Here is a 23,778-nt window from a genome sequence, read left to right on the forward strand (position 1 = left end):
ACTGCAACTTAGTTTAGGGAATCAATCGTTTTTAGGATTAATGGCATAATAGGTGTCTTTTTTCCTAGATTCAATCTCCCTTTTACGCTCTTCTTCTTGGTTCATTTGACTCATTTGCGACTGAATGTCCTGTTCACATTGACTGCACAGCTTGTTTTTTCTGATCGGTTGGCCACATCTTTCACAAGGATAGTTGATATTCGGAAATTGGCTAATTTGAAGTCTTTTCAAACGGATAAATTTTAAGATTAATTCTTCATCAACTTCTGTTGCATCTACTATTTCAGCAATGGTTGATTGTCTATTACTTTGCTTTCGCAAGAATTTATAAACGATATCAAAAGAACGTTCTTCTTCTTCAAAGCATTTGTTACAAACCGTTTGGATGGTCGTTTTTAAAAACAGCTGATTACATTGCGGGCAGTTTGCCAATTGATTCATAACCAAAACCCCTTACGTTATTTTCTCTTCTTATTATCGGTTAATTATCCTGAATTTTAACTACGGATCAACGTAAAAGAGGAAACACTTTTGGCACCTGCTTCTTTTAAAATTCTCGCCGCATCATAAATGGTGGCCCCTGTTGTATAAATGTCGTCAATTAAGATAACTTCCCTTTGAACGATCGCATCTGTCTGCGTGATTTGAAACATTCCTTTTTGATCTAAACGTTCATTTTTCTTTTTCTTGGACTGTTTGCTTTGATGTATTTTTACAAGTGGCTGAAGGATCGGCTCACCAATCAAGGAAGCAAGTATGACGGACTGATTAAACCCTCTTTCCTTTAGTCTTTCTTTACTTAAAGGAATCGGGATCAGGACAGGTTCTTTCATTGAAAAAGAGCGCTTAAATACTGCTCGGACATCTTGTTTAAAAAGCTCAGCTAAAGCTGTATCACCTCGAAATTTAAAGCGGGAAAGGACATCTTTCATCAAATCGTTGTAAGCATAGACAGACCTATTTTTCACAAGTACTGTAGTAGAATCAGGGCGTTCTTTCCACATGGAACAGTCTTGACATAATTGATCGTTCGACTGTGCTCTCCCGCAGGCTGGACAAATCGGGCGTTGAATTTTTTCTAGGTGATGCTTACATGCTATACATAGACGATCATCATTTAATAGAAGTAATGATTTCCATGTAAAAGAAGCGACAAAATGTCCCTCACAAATGAGGCAGATCAATTGTTATCCTTATTTATCGACAGACGATTTTCGCATCTTGGAAATGTGGAGACCTTTGAAGCGGCTTCTGTCAGAATGACCAGCATGGCCGTATTTTTCTGTTTGTCCACCATCTCAGATTTACTGTAAGATATTTTATTGATATCTGTTATATACTGAGGCTTCACTTGATTTAGTGAAATCGCTAATACATCTTCTATACACTTTTCACAGTGACAAATCATGTTTAATTGGTTGAGATATTGATAGAGGATTTCCTTGAGTAGTGTTTCTTTTGCATTGAGTAGCATATTTGTCTCTCCTGCCATTTGTGTATTGTGAATATAACTGTACCATGAAATTTAGTTGAACCTACATTATTTTTCGGAGAACTCTTTTTCAGCTGTATCATTCATTTTTACAATATGCTTCTTTGCTTGTTTCATACTTCTCGTTAAACCAAAATGAAAAAAGAAAACATCTCCTTTAAAAAAATCGGGATGTCTACCTGCTCTACCAGAAATCTGAACAAGTGCACTTTCTGTAAAGATAGTAGATTCTGCACCTAGTACCCCCACTTGCACATTTGAAATGGTTACACCTCTTTCTAGAATTGTGGTTGTAACTAGTACATCGTATTTGTAATCTCTGAATTGCTGGACCTTTTGTTTCCTATCTGGATCATCAGCAGACACCCCTTCTACATTTAAGTGGTGCTTTCTAAGAACCTTCGTTACCTTCTTCATAGTAGAAATAGAAGGAACAAAAAGTAAAACCCTTCTCTTTTTTGTAATATGTTTCTGCATCAAATTCATTACTTTAGGTGGGAGCTGATTCTTTTTTAATTTCTTCTTCCAATGTCCAATCCATTGAAAGGATGGGACCGGTAAAGGTTGTTGGTGAAAGCGCAGAGGAATTTTTATGGCTTCTAGTTGTCCACGAGATACATCTCTTATCATTTTCTTAGACGGCGTCGCACTTAAATAAACCCTAACCCCTTTCTTTCTCATTGCCTTTAAAACAGCAAATTGGAGACGTTCATCGATTGAATAAGGGAAGGCGTCGACTTCATCTATAATGAGCACATCAAATGCATGTTTATATCTCATCAACTGGTGAGTTGTAGCGATTACTAACGGTGCTATTTGGAACCTTTGAGGACTTCCTCCATAAAGAACAGCTATTTTCATTCCTTGAAAAGCTTTTTTAAGCCGCGGCTCTAGTTCAAGGACAACATCGGTTCTAGGTGTCGCAATGCAGACACTCATTCCTTGATGTAAGGCATATTCTATTCCATGAAAAAGCACCTCTGTTTTCCCTGCCCCGCAAACTGCCCAGATGAGTAGATCAGATTTGTTTTTTATCGCTTCGATCAATTTCTCTGACGCTCTTTTTTGTCCTTTAGACAGGTTTCCCTGCCATGTTAATTCCGAGTGACATGCTTCTTCCATTTGTGGACCCGTCCATTCATAAAGAAAGCCACATTCCGTTGTTTTCCCCATCATGATGCATGATCTACAATACACACAATCTTTTTGACACTTGTCACACGAAGAGTGGGCAAAGTACCGATTTTTTGATACACCACATCTGCAGCAAATAAGACCATTTGCTTTCCTCTCAATAGCAGGTGTTCGGATAACTAACCCTTTCTCCTCCAGCCAATCCAAATCAGACTGTGAGCATCTTGTTTCAGCAGTAAGCAGGTGGCGTGACTGCAGGTGTTGCCCTAGTTCCATTGCTTTGTCCATGTTCAATTTCAACAAACACCTTTCAACTGATGTTTGCCTATTATGCGCAAAGACATGACCTTTCGTCCAACAGCTAAAAAAGAAAAACAAAACCCCTTTTCTAAGAGAAAAGAGGTTTTTAGGATTTATCTAATCAGCCAGCCAAGAGCTAAAGAGCCTTCGCCTAGATGAGTGCCGATTACGGCACCAAAATAACTTTTATAAAATTCAACATGAGGATATTTTTCTGATAAGTGCGCAATTAAATCGTCTACTTCTTCTTCTCTATTACCATGTATCACGGTTGCTCTCATCGGGACACCACGCGATGCATCTTCATCAAATAGTTCAAACATACGTGAAATGGCTTTTTTCCGTGTACGAATCTTCTCAAAAGGGACAATTAGCTTGTTGTCAAAATGCAGTATAGGCTTTACCTTTAAGAGGCTCCCAATAAAAGCCTGAGCACCATTTAATCTGCCGCCTCTTTGTAAATGAGTTAAATCGTCTACCATAAAATAAGCTCTCTGATTCTCTTTCAGGTAATTGAGATGGGCTAACACTTCTTCTGGAGAAGCACCAGCTTGGATTTTCTCAGCAGCTTCTATCACATAAAAACCTTGTGCCATACAGCTAGTTTCTGTATCAAACGGATAAATGTCAATTCCGTCAACTAGGTCATTTGCTGAGGCTGCACTATTATATGTTCCACTAATTCCGCTAGAAAGGTGAATACTAATCACGGCATCATATGTTTCACTTAGTTTTTCATATAATTCTATTAGTTCACCGAAAGCAGGCTGAGAGGTGGTTGGAAGGTCTTTATGCTTTTTGACTTCTTCATAATATGTCTTCCAATCCATTTCTATTTCTTCACGGTATGATTCATTGCCAAAGATGACATTCAGAGGGATCATATGAATATGATGTTTATCACGCAGCTCTTGTGGTATATAAGCAGTACTGTCTGTTACAACGGCTATTTTCATTCTTAAATACCTTCCTTATCCGTTAAGTTGCTCTTTTTTATTTTCAAAGAATGATCATTGTTATTCATTAGATTTATAATAGTAATCAAAAAAGCCTGCCTAATCAATAGGCAAGCCCGTTATATCCGAAAAAGACTCCTTATCTACCTATCATTTCTCTCAAATTAACATGTGAGAGAATCAAAAACAGGCGAAAAAGGAGTACTTGTCCGGAATATTATCTCATTTCTACCCAGCCGTTCTTAATTGCTACAACAACAGCTTGTGTACGGTCGTTTACATTCATTTTTTGTAAAATGTTACTCACGTGGTTTTTGACTGTTTTCTCACTAATAAAGAGCGACTCACCAATTCCTCTATTGCTCTTTCCGTCAGCTAACATTTGAAGTACTTCGCACTCACGTCTCGTTAAGATATGAAGTGGTCTGCGAATTTCAGGATATACTTCATGCTGTGGATGTGCTGAAACGCCACTAGTCGCTAGGCGTCGGAATTCATTTACTAAGTTATGAGTAACTTTCGGATGTAAATAAGATCCTCCGTCAGCTACGACTTTCACTGCTTCAATGAGCGTGTCTGCATCCATTTCTTTTAACAGGTAGCCTCTTGCTCCTGTTTTCAATGCATGTGTCACATAGTTTTCATCATCATGAATAGATAGAATAATGACTTTTGATTCGGGATAAAGCTCAACTAGCTGCTTTGTAGCCTCTACACCATTTACATTCGGCATATTAATGTCCATAATGACAACATCCGGATGATAGTGTTCTACGATACGTGCAGCTTCGTCTCCGTCGTCTCCTTCTGCAACTACTTCAAAAGTAGGTTCAAAATCTAAAATCCGTTTGACACCTTCACGGAATAATTGGTGATCATCAATAATTACAATATTTACTTTAGTCACAAGCTACGCCTCCCCATGTTTATTGTTCTACACCTGAACTTTATGGTCAATATGTCTTTTGTCTCTATTTTACAATTTTATTTTGCAATGTTAATGGCACGCGAATCATGATGAATGTCCCTAGACCTATTTTTGAGTCTATGGTCATTTTACCTTCAAGTAAGTCTACGCGTTCTTTCATGCCAAGTAAACCGAAGGATTTGTTTTTGTTTGTTTTCACATCTTTCATATCAAAGCCTTTTCCATCGTCTTTGATAATTAACGTGACAAAGTCTTTCGTGACTTCTACTTTTACAGAGATTTCTTCAGCTTCGGAATGCTTCAGTGAATTTGTGACAGCTTCTTGAGCTAGTCTAAACAGTGCCACTTCAAATTGAGAAGCAATTCTTTCGCTTTCTGTATCCCCTAGGCATTGGAACGTGATCTTGGTTTTTCCATCATACTCTTCGATTGTGTTTAAATATTTTCTTAGCGTCGGAATGAGACCCAAATCATCTAAAGCCATTGGTCTTAAATCATAAATGATTCTTCTCACTTCGTACAGAGCATTTCGCACATTCTGTCTGAGACTTCTAATTTCTTTAAAGCCTTCTTCTGTCCCACGGTCTCTGAAAATACGTTCAATTAATTCGGAACGCATCATTACGTTTGCCAGCATTTGGGCCGGACCGTCGTGAATTTCACGGGATACCCTTTTGCGTTCTTCTTCTTGGGCTTCAATAATTCTAAGTCCAAAATCTTGTTTTGCTTGAGCATCTTCAAGTAACACGCCAACTTGACGTAAGTCCTGATTGAGATAGTTGAGAACAACTGTGATCTGACTCACAAGCGTTTCAGAGCGTTCAATGACGTCTTGTAGGCTTAACAATCGTCTTTCCAGATCGTCTCTTCTTTCTCTCAGCTGCTTTTCGCGCTGCTGGATCATAGTGAGTTCCACTTGCAGATTATGTGCTTTTTCGTAGGCCTCCCGTATTTCTTCTTCGCTAAATTTGTTGAAGTTTCTGCTGACCTCAGATAAGCGATTTCTAGCATGTCTCGTATGGACTTCTAGTTTATCCCCAAAATCAATTACTTCGTTTACTTGTTGCTTGATTTGCTTCAGCTCTTCTACAAGGCTTTCATATTGTTGACGGGACTGTTCGCCTATCCTAAATACTTCGTCCTTGCTGCCATCAACTGTACTTAGCATTTTCATGATGATTGAATCCAATAATTTCGGATCCATTTTAGGTGTTGTCATGGCTTTTCCCTCCCGTAACAGTGATGTCATCTTTTTTTATTATAAATGTCATTGATCTGCATTTTATGTCGAATTATAATGAAAGAATGCGTATAAATCATGAAGTTTTTATGACGACCCTTTTTCTACCCCTATCATCATAACAAAATACGCTGTAAAATTCTAAAATCAATGCAAATTTTCTCTAGTCTTACAATTTGCTTTTCAGGAGGGTATGTCTTTTGCTGCATCGCTATCTTACAGTAAAAAGTCGTGGCGAGCATGAGATCGTCATTGAAAAATCACGTTTTATTTGTCATATACAGCGTGCTGTCTCAGAAGAAGAAGCACAAGCATTTATACAATCCATTAAAAAACAACATTGGAATGCCACACATAATTGTTCTGCCTATCTCATTGGAGAACATGACCTGATTCAAAAAGCGAATGATGATGGTGAACCAAGTGGTACAGCAGGTGTGCCAATGCTTGAAGTGTTAAAAAAACGGAAGCTGAAAGATACAGTCGTAGTAGTCACTCGTTATTTCGGCGGTATTAAGCTAGGCGCCGGTGGTTTGATTCGTGCCTACGGAAAATCTGTATCAGAAGCCATCAACCATGTTGGGATGGTAGAGCGCTGTTTAATGCGTACGATGCACACAACAATAGATTATACATGGCTTGGAAAGGTAGAGAATGAGCTTAGAGCCTCATCTTTTCAGCTAAAAGAAATTCATTATGCAGAAGATGTTATTTTTGAGACGTATGTAGAAGAAACACAAACAGAGCAGTTCATTGAATGGATGACTGAGCTGACAAATGGAAAGAGTGTTACAAAAGAAGGCGAACTGATTTATTTAGAAAAGGACATTGGTCCGATAAAGGAGACAGATGAATGGCACAACGAGTAAAAGTGCGTGTACGAAAGAAAAAGAGTAAGAAGAAGAAAATTTTCAAACGTATCCTGGTTTTATTTTTGCTTCTTATCATCTGCATGGGCGGATTTGCAGTCTATAAAATAGTCAATACACTTCAAGCCGCTGACAAAACATATGACGAACTAAACCGCGGAGAGAAATCGAAGCTTCGTGATGCGGTCATTGATATTAAAAAGAAACCCTTCTCTGTACTTTTTGTCGGAATTGAGGATTATGCCACAGATGGTGATCATGGCCGTTCAGATTCACTTATTGTCGCAACAATTAACCCTCAAGACAAAACGATGAAAATGGTTAGTATCCCCCGTGACACACGCGTACAGCTTGCAAGTGACACGACAGGAAGTAAAGAAAAGATCAATGCAGCATATGCTAAAGGCGGTAAAGACGAAACGATTGAAACTGTCGAACAATTCTTGAATATTCCGATTGATAAATATGCGACCGTTGATTTTGACGGATTCAAGGATGTCATTGATGAAGTCGGTGGAATTGATATCGATGTTCCATTTGACTTCAATGAAAAAAGTGATGTGAAAAAATCGAAAAAGATTTATTTCAAAAAAGGCAATATGCATTTAAACGGGGAAGAAGCACTTGCTTACGCGCGGATGAGAAAACAAGATCCACGCGGTGATTTCGGACGTAATGATCGTCAGAAACAAATTTTACGTGCAATGATTGATCAAATGTCGAAGGCAAATAACATCGCGAACGTGGATAATATCGCTAAAGAAGTCAGTGATCATATTACGACCAACTTCCGTATCACAGAAGGTCTAGCGCTTCAGCAAATCTACAGCGGGTTTAAGGGAGACGACACAGAAACACTTTCTATTAAAGGGTCGGATCTTTATTTAGGGCCAAATCGAACGTATTACTTTGAGCCAGATCAAACCAATCTAGCTAACGTACAAAATGCATTACGGACGCATTTAAAGCTTCCTACTGAACCTTCGACTGAAACAAATCCATCCTCTGGTGAAACAGGATCAAGTGATACAACTAATCCTTCCAGCACATCAGGACAATAATAAAACAGCCCAGTTCCTAGGAACGGGCTGTTTTATTATTGTCTTTTCACCATTCGTTTATAGAATTTCGTAAATGGTTTGAACTCTTCGTTGACCAAACCCGTGACTTCCGCAATCACTTGCATAAACATCACCAGTAAAAAGATAATGATCAGCGATAACCAAATGGTCGCGCTTGTCAGCAAAATCGCACTTAAGCTAAAGACTAGGCCAATCATGTAAATCACGATGACAGCCATGCGATGGGACAAGCCAAAGGCCATTAGTCTATGATGAATATGAGATTTGTCCGGTGATGAAATTGGCTGTTTGTTTAATATGCGTCTAATGATTGCAAAGGTCGTATCAAATATAGGAACACCTAGAATGATCACAGGAACAACAACACTAAACAAAGTAACACTTTTGTATAGCCCTAAAAGTGACAGCACCGAAATCATATAGCCTAAAAATAGCGAACCGGTATCTCCCATAAAAATCTTCGCCGGATGAAAGTTGTAAAAGAGAAAGCCGATCGTACTGCCAATGACGACAAGAGATAAAGAAAGAATCAGAATCTTATCAGCAGAAAATGCCATCACTGCAATCGTTGATAAACCGATGACAGAAATACCGGCAGCTAGTCCATCAAGGCCGTCAATTAAATTAATGGCATTTGTGATGCCGACAATCCATAGCACGGTGAGGGGATATGCCATCCAGCCTAACTCAATTCGATCTGTTAAAAAAGGAACAGAGAAGAAGTCCATTTTTAAGCCCGTGCTCACAATCAAACAAGCAACAAGGACTTGTACGAGAAATTTAAATCTTGCACTTAAATTATATTTATCATCAAATATACCTAAAATGACGATGAGTACGGCACCAACTGAAATTGCTGTAATTTTATTATGTAGAAACAGCCCGCCTGCTAATGCTCCAGCCGCTACTCCAATAAAAATTGCCAAACCACCCATTCGAGGCATTACTTTATCATGAACTTTTCGTTTATTCGGCTGGTCCACTGCACCAATCTTAATTGCAAACTTTTTGACGATTGGTGTCACAATTAAAACTGTAGCCAGAGAGACAAAAAACGCTAATAAGGCGCGTTCGTAATCCATAGGTCAGTCTCCTTCTAAATTGAAATCTGTATTTTGTATATTGGCCGCTCTTTCCATTATACAATTGAATAGAGGATGATCACAACCTCCCCCGGTGATGAAACAAGTAAAAACGCACAATCCCGAATGAATTATGCGTTTTCTTTAATATTCGTTAGTTCCACCATGTTTGTGAACAGCGCGTGCCAATCTTTTTTCTTCGCTCGGCTTTGTCTTAGATGTCTATAGCTCGTGTCGTCTTTTTTGCTGATCACTTTCAGGCAGGCTTCTACGAAGAGCGCAGGATCATCGCCCTCTAAATATTCATACACATCCTTCTCTTTTAGCCTTTCCGTTGATGGGAGATTTAAACCGACAACCGGTATTCCAGCGGCTAAAAATTCATAAAGCTTGAGAGGGAACACCGCTTGATTGTAAGGGGATTGTTTATATGGCATCATACCTACATCAATCAGCTTCATATAAGCAGGCACTTCTTCTGGAGCAACAGCACCTGTCCAAATCACATTAGGCAGTTTGAGTGCATGCTGAAAAGATGGATCTCCATTCGTTCCATCCGGACCAACAAATAAAAATGTCCAATCAGGCCGCATACGAGCAGCTTCAGCTATCATGTCAAAATCGAGCTTTGGCTTAATTCCTCCGATAAAACCAAGCACAGTCCCTTCTCTTCCTTCCAGCACATCTTCTTTACACGGAAGATTGCTTTTCGCAAACACATCGTACTCGACCCCATTTTCCACCGTAAACACATCTTTCGGTTCTCCCATAAGACGTTTTTTGATTTGATCGTGTAAATATTGAGAAGAGCATGTAATGCTGTGTGCATATTTAATGATTCGATTTTCTGCTTTGACAATGACACGCTGCCTCATATAAGAAAGGATGTTATGGTTGCCGCTTATCGGCTCTCCCCACAGGTCACTGCAATCATAGACAATATGTTTCCATTCAAATAAAGAAGATAAGAGCGGAAAGCCCGGAAACGTATACCATAAACAAACGGCGATCCCCTTCATTTCCTCCTGCCGCAAATGTTCAAGAAGAGGGGATAATTTATGAATATAGAACATGTCTTGATATCGACCAAAGCGAAATAATTTGCTCTTGAGCACATCAGGAATGGTCAATTGCTTCATTCGATCTGTTATGGGCTGAAAGGGAGCTGTATGACGAGATGATGACGGGCATACCCAGATGACCTCTTTTGTTTCTGGATCAGATGCTAGAAATTCGGCCAGCCGATGCCGTCTGTACCTCAGTCCGTCCTGTCCCCATTCTCCCGTCGCTACGACAACATGTATGATCGAGTCTGCTTTCACCTTTATCACCTTTTTTCCCTTCTGTTTATAAGCGCTTCTTCACAGCATTTGTCGCATAGTGCATAAAACACCAAGACGCTTTGACAAAATGAAGCTGCTCAATTTCTCTGTAGACAAACCACGTTTTTTTCGCTGCTTTCCACTTGTTACTAGAGATGGAGTTCCCAACGATGCGATATTCACTGAGCGGTTCACTCATACCATAGGCTGTAAATCCTCTTTTTAATATAGACAGCCAAGTAGCTAAATCCTGCCTTGTGCGAATGTTCGGCATTTCCACATGTCCTACCTTTTGAAGATCAAGCATGACCGTTAAACAGCCGATAATGGTGTTTTTCAGGGCTTCATTATAGTCTAATCTCGCTGGCGCAGTGACGGTTTTTTCTAATGATTCTCCGTTTTCTGCAATGATGTCATATGCCGTAAATGTAAAAGCAAAATCATTTGTCAGCATGAAGTCTACCTGTTTTTCGAGCTTCGTCTCTTTCCACATATCATCGCTGTCTAAAAAAGCGATAAAGCGTCCTTTTGCCTGTTTGATGGCTGCGTTTCTAGCAATGGCAGCTCCCCCATTTTCCTCTAAATAAATGACGTTGATTCTGTCGTCCGCTTGACTTAAATCCCCTAATAGCTTTCTAGTTCCATCTGTAGAACAATCATCTGCAATGATCAGCTCCCAATTGGAATAGGTTTGGGCAAGGACGGAATGAACTGTATCCGTTAAATAACGTTCCGCATTATACGCAGGTGTAATGATGGATACTAACGGTTGATTGTTCACCTAGACTCATCTCCAGTTCATCATTAAGATTCTTTGAACACTTCGGGTAAGACCACAAACATGAGCGAGATACTAAAGCCAATGACAAGCCCAAGAAGTGCACGTTTTTTAGCTGACATGCCTTTATTGCCTTCATCAAGTACTTGGGCAGGATCAACAATTTTTGCCTGCTTCATTCCAAGCTTTGTTGACTCCAATTCATATAAGAATCGTTCTTTATCGACTTTGGAATCATTGCTGACCGATTCGTCTTCAAGAGCAGCTAATCTACTTTCAATCACCTGCTGCCTTTTTGTAAATAACGCTTTATCTTGCTTGAGAAATGTATCTGACACCTGCTTCACAACAGCCAAAGCACGACCCTTATCGGCATCCGTGAAAGACAGCTGTAATTGTGTATCCGATTGATTGGTAAGGATGAGACGGGTTTTCACATCCTGTCTTTCTTCTTCTTTCACATCACTGAGTGCTTCGTTTAGAAATGCATCGCTTTTTAATAGAGATGTCACTTCTGCCATATTGTTATACACCCCATCATCATATTTACCGAGAGTGAGGGTAACAGCAGCTGTGTAACTAGACTGCTGCGTAGTTCCTTTAGCAAAAAAGAAACCAAAGGCACCTAATACGACAGGCAGCAGTATGAGCCATACGATGTACTTTTTGATTCGCTTCCCTATCCTTGATATGAAACCAGACATGTTCATTCTCCCAACATTGACGTATTTGCTCTTTCACTAGTGTAGTCATACAAACAAAGCATCACACACGGTTTACCACAGCTTGAGTCGTTGTTTGTTTTTCAGCATATTCACCGCTGCGATCACCAGTCCTAAAAATACCCAGTGGAAATATAAATTCGAGACGGAGCTAGGACTGATACTTGAAACGAGAAAGCTCAGCATGGCTGCAAACAACCCCTCAATGATCATTTTTGCCGATCTTGTGTCAGCCCATTGGTATTGTTTGTACAGTGTGAACATGAGATAGGCGTATACTGAGATATAGCCCAGCATGACTGCAAATCCGAAGTTCGTCATCAATTCCAGCAGCCAATTGTGCACTTCTACGACCTGGTCTGTGTCAAAGATCGAAAAGTGAGCTAAGTAGTAAGACACATTCCCCGCTCCAACTCCGAATCCGTATGAATTCGTAAAGAAGTGCCAAGCATTTTTGATTAAATTTGCTCTCGCGATGTTAGACGGGAGTGGTTCACTAAAAGAATGCGCGACCTGAGAAGCGAGAAACAAGTCATAAAAAATCGAATAAATCTTGGCTGAAAAGACAGCGATACCGATGACGACAAGTCCGCTTGCTGCAACGATTGACCACTTTTTGAGAAAACGCGGCAGCAGCAACCACACATAGATCGCCACTCCTGCAAATATCCCAAGCAGACTAGCGCGGGATTCGGTTAACAAAATGAGATACAGCGCTGCGATTGCACCTAATAATCCAAACGCTTTGATATAACCGTTTTTCATTTGACGCATGCATGCTAGATATAAAAAGAAACTAATCGATAAAAACGTTGCAAAGTCATTCTGATTAAAAAAGACAGATGTAGGATAGTGCTGTTTATACGCTGGCCCTAGATATAATGAGGTATTCGGTAAATGGTTCAATGTAAAGTGATTATAGAACCCAATCCCCATCACAAATACAGTCATGACAAGCCAAATGCTATAAAAAGTCACCACTTGATCCATTCGCTGAATATACATGACGACTAGAAAGACAAATCCCATCCCCATTGCAAGAAGGGACATATATTTCAGGCCGTATGTGACCGAATGAGCCCAAAGCAGTGAGATGAGCCCGTAAAGAAACCATACAGCGAAAAAACCAAGAAGTCCTTTGACACGAATCTGCTGCCACTGCGATATGTACGTCCCCTTATCTCTCATCCGCCATATGAATAAAGTAAAGGTGGCGATGAGCATGATACGGTAGAGAAAAAGACTAAAGAATCCTGCACTAATAGAAAAGAACGCGTTGTTGAGAAAGGTCAATGTAATCAAAAGATAGATGGCTGACATGAAGATTTGCTCACCATTCATGTACAGCTTCATCAACACGAGAGCAGCCGACAGGATCAGAAGTATAATCGGAACAGCTACCATCTTCTTTAACCCGACGGGCTGCGCGGATGCCATTTGTACAAGCCCGATCCCTGCTGCAAACAAAATACATCCAATCATGATTTGCCATGCTGTTTGTTTCACACTCATACCCATTTTCCTCCTAAGCAACCCATCCGATTTGAGGGATTAAGCCTTGACTTCCTGTTCATAGTAGGAAATGGTACGAGCCAAACCTTCCTGTAAACTCACAACAGGCTCCCATGCTAAGACTTGTTTCGTTTCCTCATTTGCCAATGTACTATGCACAATATCACCTGCACGCTGCGGCTTATAAATTGGTTCAAGATGCGACCTCGTCACTCGCTTCATCGTTTGAAATAGCTCATTCACAGTGATCGAAACACCACATGAAATATTTAAACAAACGTTTGATTGAGCTGTTAAAGCCGCGACATTCGCTGCTGCTAGATCACCTACATAGATGAAATCTCTTGTTTGTTCCCCGTCTCCAAAAATGAAAGGAGCCTCATCCTTTGCAAACTTATCAGAGAAAATAGAGACAACCCCGCCTTCGCCAAGTGCATCTTGTCGCGGACCATAAACATTGCTATACCGAAGAATACAATAGTCCACATCATACAGTGATTTTGCCATTTCTAAGTATCGCTCTACTGTGAGTTTCGATAAACCATAAGGCGAACCAGGCTTTAGCCGGTGAGCGGTGTCTACTGGCAAATACACTGGATCTCCATAGACAGCTGCCGATGAAGCAAATACCACTTTCTCCACCCCCGTTTCAGCAGCTGCTTTCATGACATTCAGAGACCCTTTGATATTGACCTCTTCGTCATAAACGAAATTCTGAACGGAAACGGCGACACTCACCTGTGCTGCAAGGTGAATGATATAATCCGGTCTTATTTGTTTGATCAAATCGACCGTTTCTGATTTTGTGACATCTGCCTCAATGCATTGAACGGAAAGGTGGTCAATATTTTCCCGAGATCCAGTTGAAAAGTTATCAAGAACGATGGGCTCGTAGCCTTTTTCTAGTAAAGCCTCTACCGTGTGTGATCCAATAAATCCGCTTCCCCCAGTAACCAATACTTTCTTCATCCAAGCTCCCCCTGTTATTGTGCCTTTGATACCAATTCTGCTTCCCATACGCCTGGGCGGCCGATAGACTGGTAAATAAATCCTCTCTCTTTCATTTCTGCTGGATCAAACAAATTCCTTCCATCAATTACAATCGGTGAACGAAGCAGCTGCTTGATTTGATCTTTATCCATCTTCTGTACGTCATCCCATTCTGTTAGGATGAGGCAAGCATCCGTATCTTTTACTGTTTCATACAGGTCATTACTGAAGACAGCCTGCGGGCCAAGCTCTCGTTCTGCTTCTACATAAGCAATCGGATCATAGGCCTTCACAAAAGCACCTAGCTCTCTCAGCATTGGGATAATGTCTAATGCGGGCGCAGAACGCATATCATTCGTATTCGGTTTGAATGCGAGACCTAAAACAGAGATGGTTTTTCCTCTAATATCACCGAATACACTCATCAGTTTGCTGACAAGGTGCGCTCTTTGGTGATTGTTCGTTTCAATCACGGACTCGATCAGCTTGAACCGGTAGCCGGCTGTTTCGGCAATTTTGAGAAGAGCCATCGTGTCTTTCGGGAAACAAGAACCCCCAAATCCAATGCCCGCTTTTAAAAATTTATGCCCGATGCGGCTGTCTAATCCAACGCCTTCGCTAACTTTTTCAACATCAGCGCCCACCCGCTCGCAAATATTTGCAATGTCATTGATGAATGAGATTTTTGTGGCAAGCATGGCATTTGCAGCATACTTAATCATTTCAGCACTTTCTAAGTTGGTCTCCACAACCTCTGTTTGAAACGGATCATGCAATCTTTTGATGATGGTTGACGCATGGGTGCTTGTTGAGCCGATTACTGCCCGCTCCATATTCATCGTGTCTTGGATGGCAGAGCCTTCTCTGAGGAACTCTGGATTGGATACGACATCAAAAGGATATTTACTGCGCGATGCTTTTTCGACAATGGCTTGAACGAGCCGGCCTGTTCCAACGGGCACTGTGCTTTTATTGACGATGATTTTATAGCCATTTAGATGTTCACCAATTGTTTGAGCGACAGCTTTCACGTACGTTAAATCTGCTTCCCCCTGTGCTGTCATCGGCGTCCCTACAGCAATATAGATAATTTCTGATTCCCGGATAGCAGCAGGAATATTGGTTGTAAAAAACAGTCTTCCTTCTTCCGTATTTTTTTCAATCAATTCCTTTAAACCCGGTTCATAAATGGGAACGACACCACTTTTTAAGCTGTTGATTTTTGATTCATCGATGTCACAGCAGATGACACGATTTCCGATATCAGCAAAACAAGTACCCGATACTAACCCGACATACCCTGTTCCAATCACAGCAATTTTCTTCAACATTTTTCATCCTCTCAGTAAAAGCATATTGTCCGTTCCAAGCTGTTTATCTATCTATCATTCTTTGCACATTTCATCTTGTTTAAACGATGGATCTTGATTGATGAAGCACCTTTTCATATTGCTGTATGAGCTGCTTCGTATTATTTGCTGATGAATATTCTGTATGAACGATTTGATAAAGATCGTTTTTCACTTGCTCATTCCATCTGTTTTCATAAAGGTAGGCGTGAATGGCCTCTTTTAACTGATTTGCCGAATGCGGATCAACGAGGAGGTGTTGATAGCTAGAAAATAAGGTTGGGAGACCACCGACTCTTGTCGCAATGACAGGTACTTTTAAAGCGAGCGCCTCCAGAACAACGGTTGGCATTCCTTCACTATAGGATGGGAGTGCAAACAAATCGGCTGCTATTAAATAGTCTTTCACCTGATCATTCGGCACCTGCCCTGGGAGTAGAATGGATGCTCCAGCACGTTCTGTGAGCTCCTTTGCAAGAGGGCCTTTTCCAACAAAAACTGCTTTCACACCATCCAAGCCGCTGACAGCATCAGCTAATTCAAGTAAGCCCTTCTCTTTGACTAATCGTCCGACGAAGACAACGAGCTTGTCGTGAAGGGGTAAGCCTAACTTTTTCCTGATGCCTTGTTGATCTTCTTCCGTTTTAGAAAATGACTGGAGCGGAATACCGAGCGGGAGGCATTGCGTTTCCACCTTTGTCATGTCATTTGTCTTTTTAGCAAGCTCCTCGCTCACCGTCAGAACAGCAGATGCCTGTTTCACCGCCGTTTCAAAGGCTGCATGTGCCCCTTTGCTATAGCTCGGATACACGTTCACATCACTGCCATGTAAGGTCAAAAGATAAGGAATTTGCGTTTTTTTCTGAATCACAGCCGCCGCTCCGCCAGATGGCATCGCAAAGTGCGCATGGATAAAATCTGGTGACAGCTGATAACGCTGCATGGCGCTGAGAACAGTAGAAGCTATTCGTTTACTCGGCTGTGCCCATTTCAGCTGTCCAGGGAGCGCTGTATAGGGCGGCCTGTATACGGTCACTCCGTTTCTCACTTCCTGCTCGGGCAGATCTTTTTTCTGCCGATAGGACGCCTTCAGCATCCGCAAAACCGGTGGATTGACCGGGTTGGGACATATGACGGTCACTTGTATTCCTTGTTTGAGCAGCTCCTGCACTTGCGTTTCATGGAATACGCCTTCACTTGGATGTGTTTCACTAGGATATACACTTGTCAGCCATAGCACCTTCATGACGAACGACCTCTTCTCAATAATTTGCCTGCAACTTGCGGATACATTTTGATGAGCAGCAAGCCATACAATGCTGCGCTGACACAAATCGTCAATCCTAATTGAAGTAAAATGTCGGCTGACGTCAGCTTCATCCCTTGATGGAGGGCTACCGCACAGGCGGCCATCAATAGCGTCATAGCAGCAGGCTTGCCAAGTGATTTCAAATAAACCTTCATATCTAGCTGAATGACATACGCCATGAGCCATCTGCCGACAATGAAGTTGAGCAGGCTGACACCTGAGTAAACCCAAGCTACTGTGAGCAGACTGCCTGTGCTGACACCTACATATAAGGCGCATCCATACACAAGAAGCATCCCCGTATCCCAATAAAAGGCTAAGTCCGCTCTCCCCTTTGCAAGAAGTATTGACCCGTTTGGATTCATCAGCACACGCAGAAGTCCGACAATGCATAATATATTAAGAACCGGAACAGCTACGAGCCATTTCTCGCCAAACACTACTTCTATAAAGCTATCTGATACGGCAGCAAGACCGATTAATAACGGAAAGCTAATCAATGCGAGCATATTCGTCATACTGAGGAAGCCCTCTCGCAGCATGGAGTGATCACGCTGACTTTTTGCGAAAACCGGGAAAGCCACTCTCGTCACGATTGGGTTAATCTTCAGCACGGGGATCGTCACGATTTGATATGCCAAGCTATAAATACCTAACGCTTCTGCTCCAAGAAACCGGCCGATTAAAATCATGTCTATGTTCGATCCTGCTCGATTGACTAGTCTGGATGCGAGCTGGAATGCACCAAATGAGAAGAATTCTTTCACTTCTCCTAATGCAAAAACAGGTGCTGGGCGCCACTTCTTCCAATAAGCTGCGGCATACATAAGCCCTTTTCCTGATTGCAGCAGCACTTGAGAAATGACATAGGCAACAATCGGATTGATGAAGAAGGTCAAAGCGAGTAAAACAATCAGCGATATCATGGTTGCAACGGCTTCAATGGCACTTAATGTTTTAAAGGCTAGGTCCTTTTGCATCATGTATTGGTATTGCTGGCCAATAGGAGCAATCAAAAACATGATTGATAATAGTTTCAGCAACCCCTCCAGCTCTGGCCGGTTATAAAAGGCGGCAATCATTGGGCTAACTAGAATGAGTAAACAGAATAAGACAACTCCAGTGAGTAAGTTGATCCAATATAATGTGGATAATTGACGTTCTGTTGTTTGTTCCTTTTGGATGATCGCTGCCCCGATCCCTAGATCAAGTAAAATCTGCGTAAATATTGTGACAGTTGTGATCATGCCAACGAGTCCAAACTCCTTCAGTGACATCACATTCCCTAAAAAGGCGAACTGTGCAATTTGGATGATCGTAATGATGAATGCGGACAAGCTTGTCCATTTTGCCCCGCCTAGCATGCGTTTTTTCATACTTGCCATTTCTCTTCCCTACTTTACTTATCTGGCTCCGTCACCCGTCATGATGACTTTTAACGTTTTTACCATAATCTTCGTGTCGAGAGAAAATGTCAAGTTTTGAATATAATGTAAGTCGTGTGTTAATTTTTCACTTGGACTCATTTCATATCCTCCATTTACTTGTGCAAGACCTGTCAGTCCCGGCTTGACCGTTAATCTTTTCGTAAAACCTGGAATCGTCCGATTAAATTCTGCGGTAAACATCGGTCTTTCCGGACGCGGACCTACGATACTCATTTCTCCTTTTAACACGTTGATGAATTGAGGGAGTTCATCGATTCTTGTTTTACGAATGAAGGCTCCCACTTTGGTGATACGTGGGTCGTTTTTTTGTGCCCATTTTGCTCCTCCGCTTTCAGCATCGGTTCTCATCGATCTGAGCTTCCATAATTTAAAGTAAACACCGTCTTTCCCGACCCTCTCCTGCATATAAAAGGCTGGTCCCGGTGTTTCCAGCTTAATCAAAAGAGCAAACAGCAAAATGATTGGCGTACTCAACATCAATCCGATGAACGAGAACATTAAATCTATGAAACGTTTTGCAAATAAATAACGAACCATATGTTCTGTTAAAGCAAAAGAGTGGTTTCGTCTCACTTCATATTCTCTATAAAGATTCATCGCTTTCTCTGCACTCACTGACCTGCACCTCACCATTCAAAGTAGTTGTTGTGTAAAGAGATGTTCTATGAAAGTCAGTTTAGCAGAGCAACATTAAGCAAATGTAAATGCGCTGTTAAGTCTTGTAAAACTGTGTTAAGAATGTGCACTTATATCAAGTTATGCCCTTTTCAACGTAAAAAAGACCCGCAATTCTGCGGGTCTCCGGGTCTTTTCTTTATTTTGCTTTAACAGATTCGATCGTTTTTAATCGAAGGGTTCCGTTTGCATCTTTTGTATAAGTGACTTTCACTTTTGATTCTTCTTTTAAGCTGTTCACTTGTTTAGAAAACGTATTTCCGAATTGAATAGCGACTTCTTTGCCATCAATGTTCACAGCAATGGTATGTCCATCAGCCAAGCCGACATATGTGCCTTCCTTGGTGACTTCATTTTTCTTATTTGTTGTTGATTCTTTCTTTGTTTTAGATTCAGCTTTTGATTGTTCCTTAGTAGGTTCTTCTTTTGTGATTTCTTTACTTGAGCTGTCTTTTGCGTCTTCATCAGATTGACCAGATTGCTCTTCTTTTGGAGCAACTGTTTCTTTGCTTTGATCATCTGCTTTTTCATTTGATGACTCATCTTCTGTTTTTTCCTTTTTCTCTGAAGCATTTTCTTTCTTTTGATCAGCTGCTTCGGTTGTTTCCTTTTTGCTATCATCCTTATTGTTGTCGCTTGATTGATTTGTTGTGCCGCATGCTGTGAGTAGTACACCTAGAAGCAATACTAGAAACGGCATTGTGATTAATTTTTTCAAAATTGTCACCTCTTCATGATTTGTCGATTGGCTGTCGCTTAGATTCATGCGTAAACCATTCACCTTTTATGTTTCAATTATAACAAAGATAACTAGAAATGAAATGTATTTTTAACTTGACACATTATTGATGACCCGATCACTTCATAGACTTTTGAAAAAAGGCTGCCGAGAGACGTTCTCGAGCAGCCTAAGAGGAGTATCTGAGGCACCCCTCATGTTTGTATTTTCTTATCTAAAGTAACCTGACACACCGCTTGAAATGCCTGACGCTAAACGATCTTTATACGTAGCCGATTTCAAGATGTTTGAATCAACTGGACTTGACACAAAACCAGTTTCTAAAAGAACACTCGGCATTTTAGAATATTTAATCACGTAGAATCCAGCTGTTTTCACACCACGGTCTCTTGTACCAAGTGCACTGACCATTTTCGGCTGAATGTTTTGCGCAAGCTTCAAGCTGTTTGCAGACGCATATGTTTTGTCATAATACGTTTCTGTTCCGTTTGCACTGCTGTTATCATTTGAGTTTGCATGGACACTGATGAAGATATCTGCATTTGCTGACGCACCTTTGCTCACTCGTGTTTGAAGACTGTCAAATGTGTCTGATGTTCTTGACATGGTAACAAGTGCACCCGCGTTGTTTAATTTCGTATTTAAACGCTTGGCTACATCTAAATTCAAGTTCTTTTCATATAACCCGTAGCCTACAGCTCCTGAATCATGTGCGCCATGACCTGGGTCAATGAATACTTTTTTCCCGACGACAGGGTTTTTCAATTGATTCACGACAGTTGGTGTCACCGTATTTGCACTGCCTACGACAGTAAATTTGGTGATTTTTTTACCGCTAATGGTTGCTCTTGTTACTTTTGGTAATGTTTTTTCATTCGTTAGAAGCAATGCTTTGTTTTGCTTCGCTGCGATCCCTGCAGCAGAAGATGAAGTGGCGTAGCCAAACCCTCTTCCTACATAGGTATTGTTCGTGCTCATATTATACTTTTTCACAATATTAGCGGCAACGTCATAACGAGTGGAGCCTTTAATTCGTGTTGGAGATTTCAATTGATTATAAGCTGCTTTTGTGACGTAATTTTCTCCGCCGACTACAATGGTTTGTTTGACATTGCTTGCTTTTGCAACAGATGCGATTTCAGAACGAAGTCCCTTTTTATCTGTGTAGAGAATCGGGAAACCTTTTTGTGCTGCTACCGGTGCAATTGCAATCCCATGAGCATAGAAGGAACCTTCAACGACAACGACGCCTGCTGGCTTTTTCATTTTCTTCGCGATATTTGCAGATAGCTCATATCGATTTTTTCCTGAAATACGTTGTGTAGAGATGCCCATCTTCTTCACTTCATTGATTACGTTATTTGACACACTTGATGTACTGCCTAAAACGATCACTGTCTTTGTTTTTAAAGCCTTTAGGGCTTTTTTCGTATCACCTGAAAGACTCTTACTGTTTGTATAAAGAACTGGTCCATTTTTTTGGTGTGCAAGTGGAATCCCTGCTGTTGCATCTGCATACGCAGTTTTCCCTACTATTACGACTGTACTTGCAGTTCCCCATCCCTTTTTCGCTACGTTTGCTGCTACAGCATATCTGCTTCCGCCATCAATTCGTGAGACTGAATTATCTGCTGAAGCTGTTGGAACAATAACGAAAATGGCGATGAGGCTGAGGATGGCTGTTTTCATGATTGAGCGCATCATCTATGTCCTCCTTTAACCCTTTAATAGTTTGTTAGTTTTGTACCTGGATAGTAGAACGAAAGTATGGAAGAATATGAGTTTCCAGATTCTGCTCTAGCTTTGGCACCGTATTGGCTCATGCCAATGCCGTGACCATATCCTTTTCCTGAAATCGTAAAGTCATTTGTATTGTTTTTGACTGACGCAAATGTGCTCTTCACCTTTGTTGCGCCCATGATGGATCTAAACTCGGTCATCTTCATACTTGCCGTTGTACTTTTGTTTACTGCATATGTGCCTGTTTTATTTTTCAGATGATATGTCAGCTTGATTGATACCGTCTTCGCACGTTGGCCTTTTGTTTTTCCTGAGAACGTCAGGCTTGAGATGGATGCAATCTTCATATCAGATGCAGCTGTTTCTTTGTTTTTGAGCAGCCATGATTTGAGACCAGCAAGATCCGTTGCATTTGTCTCTTTTGCCTTAGACCACTGAGATGCTGCTGTACTAGCAGTCAATGTTGTGCCTAGCTGTTTTTTAGAGAGTTTTAATGTCCATGCATTGACCGGATCTTTTGTATCCTTTTTGGCCACTAAGTACGGCAGTGCATTTGCCCACACTTCTTCACTTGCCTCTGTATATCCACCATTACTAGAATAATAGGTGGCTGAAATGAGCTGATTGTTGTATTTCAGTACTTTCCCTTTTGTGGCATCGACAGCTTTTGTCGAATTTGTGTACCAGTTATATCCTCCATATACTTGGAAGGCAGTTGTATCAGGTACGACTTTTCCAATACTTTTCACTGAATACGTTCTAGCGGCCACTGCCTGTGCTTTTAGCGCTTCAACATGCCAGCTTGCAGGCATTTCATTTGGTACCACGCCTTTTAGATAGTCTTCAAATGGAATATTTTCGAGAGTCGGCCTGATATAACCTGATTCAATTGCAAAGTTGACGCTGCCTAGGTAAGGCTTCCCTGCAATTTGAAGGATATTTTTCGTTGAATATTTCTCAGGAACAACTCTTACATTGTTATACGTCTTTATGCCTTTTAATGAAATTTTTCCGTTAGAAATATTCAATTGGTAGTTTTGATTTTTTTTCAGATAGACTTGTTTGGCTAATGAGTTCTTCAAGCTATCTTTAATCGCACTTGTGCTACCAGCAAGGTGATAAGCATATGTACCCTTTTCTTTCAGCAGTTTTTTTAGTGACGCTGTGACAGAATCCGGTTTCACATACACAACAGTACTATTAGACTTTGCAGCCAATTGAGACAGCGGCATAGCATAAATATAGCTAGAGGCTTTTGCCAAATAAACTTTATCTGCATTGATATTTAATTTCTTCATTATATTCACAGAGAGTTCATAGCGATTGGCACCACTGATTCTTGTTACCTGTGACGTTTTTTTAATTTGATTCTCTACTTTTTGTCCCGTACTTTTCGTACTGCCGATGATGATGACTTTGCTTGGCAGCTTGTAAGACGGAATGGAATCTTTTTTTGTTAACAGGATTGGGTATCCCTTTCTCGATGCATAGGATGCAATCGCAATCCCATTCATAAATGAGTTTCCACCGACAACGACAGCTTGCTTATAGTTACCCATTTCTTTAGCAATTTTTTGGGAGATTTCAAACTTGTCTTTTCCACTAATGCGTCTGACTTTCCCATACTTTTTAATAGATTTCTCAGCAGCTGTTGAAATGCTTTTCGTGTTACCAACGATCAGGATGTTATCCGGCTTCATTTTCTTCAGCTGGTTTTCAGTTGTTTTTGTTAGTTTTTCAATGTTTGTATACAAAATGGGTGCGCCTAGTTTGTAAGCTAACGGTGATACAGAAATGGCATGATCAAATGCATCACGGCTCACAATGACAACTGTTGATGGATTCTTCCAGCCGGCAGACGCGATGCTATTGGCAACTTCGTATCGATTTTTGCCATCATATCTTTTCGTGACAGCCACATTCGATCCTGACAGCTTGTATTCTCCAGCTGTGGATAGATCCATCGTTTTTTTATTTCCGATATAATTAGACAATTTCACTGAAATTGTCGAGCTAGCCATGGCAGACTGAAAGGGTGCGATTAGTAGAGTCATTGTCATGAGAACAATAAGTGTAACGCCTGTTTTCTTCAATTTTGTTCATCCCGCCCA

General features: G+C 40.9%; 22 protein-coding genes and 1 pseudogene. 2 read left to right on the plus strand and 21 right to left on the minus strand.

The annotated features are described in order from the left end of the window. Window positions 1-21 precede the first annotated feature (21 nt). From CKW02_RS17375 to CKW02_RS17405, 8 genes and pseudogenes are all read right to left on the minus strand, one after another. Window positions 22-441, minus strand: a complete 420-nt coding sequence (locus tag CKW02_RS17375) for a TIGR03826 family flagellar region protein (RefSeq protein WP_003212865.1) — start codon at window positions 439-441, stop codon at window positions 22-24. 56 nt (window positions 442-497) lie between these two features. Then, window positions 498-1,004 (minus strand): ComF family protein, encoded by a 507-nt coding sequence (locus CKW02_RS17380; RefSeq protein WP_050782676.1) that lies wholly within the window; start codon window positions 1,002-1,004, stop codon window positions 498-500. 12 nt (window positions 1,005-1,016) lie between these two features. Continuing rightward, window positions 1,017-1,184 (minus strand): annotated as a pseudogene (locus tag CKW02_RS20770) (ComF family protein); the annotation flags it as partial. Then, a complete protein-coding gene (comFB, locus tag CKW02_RS17385; RefSeq protein WP_003213271.1) occupies window positions 1,181-1,474 on the minus strand; it encodes a late competence protein ComFB in 294 nt (97 codons plus the stop codon). The pseudogene CKW02_RS20770 and the gene comFB, both read right to left, overlap by 4 nt. Before the next feature lie 66 nt (window positions 1,475-1,540). Then, window positions 1,541-2,920, minus strand: a complete 1,380-nt coding sequence (locus tag CKW02_RS17390) for an ATP-dependent helicase ComFA (RefSeq protein ID WP_269457875.1) — start codon at window positions 2,918-2,920, stop codon at window positions 1,541-1,543. 119 nt (window positions 2,921-3,039) lie between these two features. Continuing rightward, entirely contained in the window at window positions 3,040-3,882 is an 843-nt protein-coding gene (locus CKW02_RS17395) for a DegV family protein (RefSeq protein ID WP_003213402.1), read from the minus strand. Between the two features lie 217 nt (window positions 3,883-4,099). Then, the gene (gene degU / locus CKW02_RS17400; RefSeq protein ID WP_008348273.1) at window positions 4,100-4,789 is read right to left on the minus strand and encodes a two-component system response regulator DegU; all 690 of its coding nucleotides are present in this window, start codon (window positions 4,787-4,789) and stop codon (window positions 4,100-4,102) included. 64 nt (window positions 4,790-4,853) lie between these two features. Beyond that, on the minus strand, window positions 4,854-6,029 hold the full coding sequence (locus tag CKW02_RS17405) for a two-component sensor histidine kinase DegS (RefSeq protein WP_003213166.1): 1,176 nt from the start codon (window positions 6,027-6,029) through the stop codon (window positions 4,854-4,856). Between the two features lie 221 nt (window positions 6,030-6,250). On the opposite strand from CKW02_RS17405, the gene CKW02_RS17410 reads away from it, so the two are divergent. Both CKW02_RS17410 and CKW02_RS17415 read left to right on the plus strand, forming a co-directional pair. Next, complete coding sequence (locus CKW02_RS17410) at window positions 6,251-6,919, plus strand: YigZ family protein (RefSeq protein WP_003212936.1); 669 nt, start codon at window positions 6,251-6,253, stop codon at window positions 6,917-6,919. Further along, window positions 6,904-7,980, plus strand: a complete 1,077-nt coding sequence (locus CKW02_RS17415) for an LCP family protein (protein ID WP_003213564.1) — start codon at window positions 6,904-6,906, stop codon at window positions 7,978-7,980. Before CKW02_RS17410 ends, CKW02_RS17415 begins: the two co-directional genes overlap by 16 nt. Before the next feature lie 35 nt (window positions 7,981-8,015). Here CKW02_RS17415 and CKW02_RS17420 read toward each other — a convergent pair whose 3' ends face one another. From CKW02_RS17420 to CKW02_RS17480, 13 genes are all read right to left on the minus strand, one after another. Next, complete coding sequence (locus CKW02_RS17420; protein ID WP_003212692.1) at window positions 8,016-9,083, minus strand: glycosyltransferase family 4 protein; 1,068 nt, start codon at window positions 9,081-9,083, stop codon at window positions 8,016-8,018. 131 nt (window positions 9,084-9,214) lie between these two features. Then, a complete protein-coding gene (tuaH, locus tag CKW02_RS17425) occupies window positions 9,215-10,405 on the minus strand; it encodes a teichuronic acid biosynthesis protein TuaH (RefSeq protein ID WP_003213164.1) in 1,191 nt (396 codons plus the stop codon). Between the two features lie 25 nt (window positions 10,406-10,430). Then, window positions 10,431-11,186 (minus strand): teichuronic acid biosynthesis protein TuaG, encoded by a 756-nt coding sequence (tuaG, locus tag CKW02_RS17430; protein WP_003213624.1) that lies wholly within the window; start codon window positions 11,184-11,186, stop codon window positions 10,431-10,433. Window positions 11,187-11,209: 23 nt separating this feature from the next. Continuing rightward, on the minus strand, window positions 11,210-11,887 hold the full coding sequence (tuaF, locus tag CKW02_RS17435; RefSeq protein WP_003213233.1) for a teichuronic acid biosynthesis protein TuaF: 678 nt from the start codon (window positions 11,885-11,887) through the stop codon (window positions 11,210-11,212). Window positions 11,888-11,959: 72 nt separating this feature from the next. Further along, window positions 11,960-13,417 carry a teichuronic acid biosynthesis protein TuaE gene (tuaE, locus tag CKW02_RS17440; protein ID WP_003213400.1) on the minus strand — a complete coding sequence of 486 codons (1,458 nt, stop codon included), beginning with the start codon at window positions 13,415-13,417 and terminating at the stop codon, window positions 11,960-11,962. Between the two features lie 39 nt (window positions 13,418-13,456). Next, the gene (locus tag CKW02_RS17445; protein WP_003212787.1) at window positions 13,457-14,386 is read right to left on the minus strand and encodes an NAD-dependent epimerase/dehydratase family protein; all 930 of its coding nucleotides are present in this window, start codon (window positions 14,384-14,386) and stop codon (window positions 13,457-13,459) included. A gap of 14 nt (window positions 14,387-14,400) precedes the next feature. Further along, a complete protein-coding gene (tuaD, locus tag CKW02_RS17450; RefSeq protein WP_003212916.1) occupies window positions 14,401-15,738 on the minus strand; it encodes a UDP-glucose 6-dehydrogenase TuaD in 1,338 nt (445 codons plus the stop codon). A 79-nt stretch (window positions 15,739-15,817) separates the two neighbouring features. Further along, entirely contained in the window at window positions 15,818-17,002 is a 1,185-nt protein-coding gene (gene tuaC / locus CKW02_RS17455) for a teichuronic acid biosynthesis protein TuaC (RefSeq protein ID WP_003213771.1), read from the minus strand. Continuing rightward, on the minus strand, window positions 16,999-18,450 hold the full coding sequence (gene tuaB / locus CKW02_RS17460; protein WP_034620148.1) for a teichuronic acid biosynthesis protein TuaB: 1,452 nt from the start codon (window positions 18,448-18,450) through the stop codon (window positions 16,999-17,001). Before tuaB ends, tuaC begins: the two co-directional genes overlap by 4 nt. An 18-nt stretch (window positions 18,451-18,468) precedes the next feature. Further along, window positions 18,469-19,128, minus strand: a complete 660-nt coding sequence (locus tag CKW02_RS17465) for a sugar transferase (RefSeq protein ID WP_003213432.1) — start codon at window positions 19,126-19,128, stop codon at window positions 18,469-18,471. Window positions 19,129-19,327: 199 nt separating this feature from the next. Further along, a complete protein-coding gene (locus CKW02_RS17470) occupies window positions 19,328-19,906 on the minus strand; it encodes a prolipoprotein diacylglyceryl transferase (protein ID WP_185107773.1) in 579 nt (192 codons plus the stop codon). A 231-nt stretch (window positions 19,907-20,137) separates the two neighbouring features. After that, window positions 20,138-21,628, minus strand: coding sequence for an N-acetylmuramoyl-L-alanine amidase (locus CKW02_RS17475; protein WP_034620191.1), 1,491 nt, complete (start codon window positions 21,626-21,628; stop codon window positions 20,138-20,140). 23 nt (window positions 21,629-21,651) lie between these two features. After that, window positions 21,652-23,760 (minus strand): SpoIID/LytB domain-containing protein, encoded by a 2,109-nt coding sequence (locus tag CKW02_RS17480; RefSeq protein ID WP_003213046.1) that lies wholly within the window; start codon window positions 23,758-23,760, stop codon window positions 21,652-21,654. Between the last annotated feature and the right edge of the window lie 18 nt (window positions 23,761-23,778).

The organism is Bacillus pumilus, assembly GCF_900186955.1.
Lineage (GTDB): Bacteria > Bacillota > Bacilli > Bacillales > Bacillaceae > Bacillus > Bacillus pumilus.